1 tRNA gene and 3 rRNA genes are annotated in these 3,970 nt (G+C 49.7%); all 4 read left to right on the top strand.

Annotation, left to right across the window (positions count from 1 at the left end):
* Positions 1-625: ribosomal RNA gene (locus tag ACESNQ_RS08635) — 16S ribosomal RNA — on the top strand; the annotation flags it as partial.
* Between the two features lie 50 nt (positions 626-675).
* Positions 676-748 (top strand) — tRNA-Ala (locus ACESNQ_RS08630).
* 125 nt (positions 749-873) lie between these two features.
* A 23S ribosomal RNA gene (locus ACESNQ_RS08625) occupies positions 874-3,776 on the top strand.
* 77 nt (positions 3,777-3,853) lie between these two features.
* A 5S ribosomal RNA gene (rrf, locus tag ACESNQ_RS08620) occupies positions 3,854-3,969 on the top strand.
* The last annotated feature ends 1 nt before the right edge of the window (position 3,970 follow it).

Genomic DNA, 3,970 nt, shown 5'->3' with positions numbered 1-3,970 from the left:
GAATTGACGGGGGCCCGCACAAGCGGTGGAGCATGTGGTTTAATTCGAAGCAACGCGAAGAACCTTACCAGGTCTTGACATCCCTCTGACCGCTCTAGAGATAGAGTTTTCCTTCGGGACAGAGGTGACAGGTGGTGCATGGTTGTCGTCAGCTCGTGTCGTGAGATGTTGGGTTAAGTCCCGCAACGAGCGCAACCCCTATTGTTAGTTGCCATCATTCAGTTGGGCACTCTAGCGAGACTGCCGGTAATAAACCGGAGGAAGGTGGGGATGACGTCAAATCATCATGCCCCTTATGACCTGGGCTACACACGTGCTACAATGGTTGGTACAACGAGTCGCAAGCCGGTGACGGCAAGCTAATCTCTTAAAGCCAATCTCAGTTCGGATTGTAGGCTGCAACTCGCCTACATGAAGTCGGAATCGCTAGTAATCGCGGATCAGCACGCCGCGGTGAATACGTTCCCGGGCCTTGTACACACCGCCCGTCACACCACGAGAGTTTGTAACACCCGAAGTCGGTGAGGTAACCATTTGGAGCCAGCCGCCTAAGGTGGGATAGATGATTGGGGTGAAGTCGTAACAAGGTAGCCGTATCGGAAGGTGCGGCTGGATCACCTCCTTTCTAAGGATAAGGAATGCACATTGGTCTTGTTTAGTCTTGAGAGGTCTTGTGGGGCCTTAGCTCAGCTGGGAGAGCGCCTGCTTTGCACGCAGGAGGTCAGCGGTTCGATCCCGCTAGGCTCCATTGGTGAGAGATCACCAAGTAATGCACATTGAAAATTGAATATCTATATCAAATAGTAACAAGAAAATAAACCGAAAACGCTGTAGTATTAATAAGAGTTTATGACTGAAAGGTCAAAAAAGTAAGGTTAAGTTAATAAGGGCGCACGGTGGATGCCTTGGCACTAGGAGCCGAAGAAGGACGTGACAAACGACGATATGCCTTGGGTAGCTGTAAGTAAGCGATGATCCAGGGATTTCCGAATGGGGGAACCCAACAGGTACTACCTGTTACCCATATCTGTTAAGGATATGAGGAGGAAGACGCAGTGAACTGAAACATCTAAGTAGCTGCAGGAAGAGAAAGCAAAAGCGATTGCCTTAGTAGCGGCGAGCGAAACGGCAGGAGGGCAAACCGAAGAGTTTACTCTTCGGGGTTGTAGGACTGCAATGTGGACTCAAAGACTATAGAAGAATGACATGGGAAGGTCAGCCAAAGAGAGTGAGAGCCTCGTATTTAAAATAGTCTTTGTACCTAGCAGTATCCTGAGTACGGCGAGACACGTGAAATCTCGTCGGAATCTGGGAGGACCATCTCCCAACCCTAAATACTCCCTAGTGACCGATAGTGAACCAGTACCGTGAGGGAAAGGTGAAAAGCACCCCGGGAGGGGAGTGAAATAGAACCTGAAACCGTGTGCCTACAACAAGTTCGAGCCCGTTAATGGGTGAGAGCGTGCCTTTTGTAGAATGAACCGGCGAGTTACGATATGATGCGAGGTTAAGTTGAAGAGACGGAGCCGTAGGGAAACCGAGTCTGAATAGGGCGCTTTAGTATTATGTCGTAGACCCGAAACCATGTGACCTACCCATGAGCAGGTTGAAGGTGCGGTAAGACGCACTGGAGGACCGAACCAGGGCACGTTGAAAAGTGCTTGGATGACTTGTGGGTAGCGGAGAAATTCCAAACGAACTTGGAGATAGCTGGTTCTCTCCGAAATAGCTTTAGGGCTAGCGTCGACATCAAGATTCTTGGAGGTAGAGCACTGTTTGGGTGAGGGGTCCATCCCGGATTACCAATCTCAGATAAACTCCGAATGCCAATGAATTATGGTCGGCAGTCAGACTGCGAGTGCTAAGATCCGTAGTCGAAAGGGAAACAGCCCAGACCACCAGCTAAGGTCCCAAAATAATTGTTAAGTGGAAAAGGATGTGGGGTTGCACAGACAACTAGGATGTTAGCTTAGAAGCAGCTATTCATTCAAAGAGTGCGTAATAGCTCACTAGTCGAGTGACCCTGCGCCGAAAATGTACCGGGGCTAAAACAATTTACCGAAGCTGTGGATACCTTTATAGGTATGGTAGGAGAGCGTTCTATGTGTGGAGAAGGTGTACCGTGAGGAGCGCTGGAACGCATAGAAGTGAGAATGCCGGTATGAGTAGCGAAAGACAGGTGAGAATCCTGTCCACCGTAAGACTAAGGTTTCCAGGGGAAGGCTCGTCCGCCCTGGGTTAGTCGGGACCTAAGGAGAGACCGAAAGGTGTATCCGATGGACAACAGGTTGATATTCCTGTACTAGAGTATGTAGTGATGGAGGGACGCAGTAGGCTAACTAAAGCAGACGATTGGAAGTGTCTGTCTAAGCAGTGAGGTGTGAATTGAGTTAAATGCTTAATTCTATAACATTGAGCTGTGATGGGGAGCGAAGTTTAGTAGCGAAGTTAGTGACGTCACACTGCCAAGAAAAGCTTCTAGCGTTTAAACATACTCTACCCGTACCGCAAACCGACACAGGTAGTCGAGGCGAGTAGCCTCAGGTGAGCGAGAGAACTCTCGTTAAGGAACTCGGCAAAATGACCCCGTAACTTCGGGAGAAGGGGTGCTGACTTTAGGTCAGCCGCAGTGAATAGGCCCAAGCAACTGTTTATCAAAAACACAGCTCTCTGCTAAATCGTAAGATGATGTATAGGGGGTGACGCCTGCCCGGTGCTGGAAGGTTAAGAGGAGTGCTTAGGAGTAATCCGAAGGTATGAATTGAAGCCCCAGTAAACGGCGGCCGTAACTATAACGGTCCTAAGGTAGCGAAATTCCTTGTCGGGTAAGTTCCGACCCGCACGAAAGGCGTAATGATTTGGGCACTGTCTCAACGAGAGACTCGGTGAAATTTTAGTACCTGTGAAGATGCAGGTTACCCGCGACAGGACGGAAAGACCCCATGGAGCTTTACTGCAGTTTGATATTGAGTGTCTGTACCACATGTACAGGATAGGTAGGAGTCTATGAGATCGGGACGCCAGTTTCGAAGGAGACGATGTTGGGATACTACCCTTGTGTTATGGCCACTCTAACCCGGATAGGTGATCCCTATCGGAGACAGTGTCTGACGGGCAGTTTGACTGGGGCGGTCGCCTCCTAAAAGGTAACGGAGGCGCCCAAAGGTTCCCTCAGAATGGTTGGAAATCATTCGCAGAGTGTAAAGGTATAAGGGAGCTTGACTGCGAGAGCTACAACTCGAGCAGGGACGAAAGTCGGGCTTAGTGATCCGGTGGTTCCGTATGGAAGGGCCATCGCTCAACGGATAAAAGCTACCCTGGGGATAACAGGCTTATCTCCCCCAAGAGTTCACATCGACGGGGAGGTTTGGCACCTCGATGTCGGCTCGTCGCATCCTGGGGCTGTAGTCGGTCCCAAGGGTTGGGCTGTTCGCCCATTAAAGCGGCACGCGAGCTGGGTTCAGAACGTCGTGAGACAGTTCGGTCCCTATCCGTCGCGGGCGTAGGAAATTTGAGAGGATCTGCTCCTAGTACGAGAGGACCAGAGTGGACTTACCGCTGGTGTACCAGTTGTCTTGCCAAAGGCATCGCTGGGTAGCTATGTAGGGAAGGGATAAACGCTGAAAGCATCTAAGTGTGAAACCCACCTCAAGATGAGATTTCCCATGATTTTATATCAGTAAGAGCCCTGAGAGATGATCAGGTAGATAGGTTAGAAGTGGAAGTGTGGCGACACATGTAGCGGACTAATACTAATAGCTCGAGGACTTATCCAAAGTAACTGAGAATACGAAAGCTTAAGGTTTTCTTGATATTTGATAGATATTCAATTTTGAGTAGGTATTACTCAGAGTTAAGTGACGATAGCCTAGGAGATACACCTGTACCCATGCCGAACACAGAAGTTAAGCCCTAGAACGCCGGAAGTAGTTGGGGGTTGCCCCCTGTGAGATATGGAAGTCGCTTAGCT

The sequence above is a fragment of the Streptococcus infantis genome (assembly GCF_964243025.1).
Lineage (GTDB): Bacteria > Bacillota > Bacilli > Lactobacillales > Streptococcaceae > Streptococcus > Streptococcus infantis_N.
Note: the sequence above shows the minus strand (reverse complement) of the source record. Positions and strands in the feature narration are given on the sequence as shown.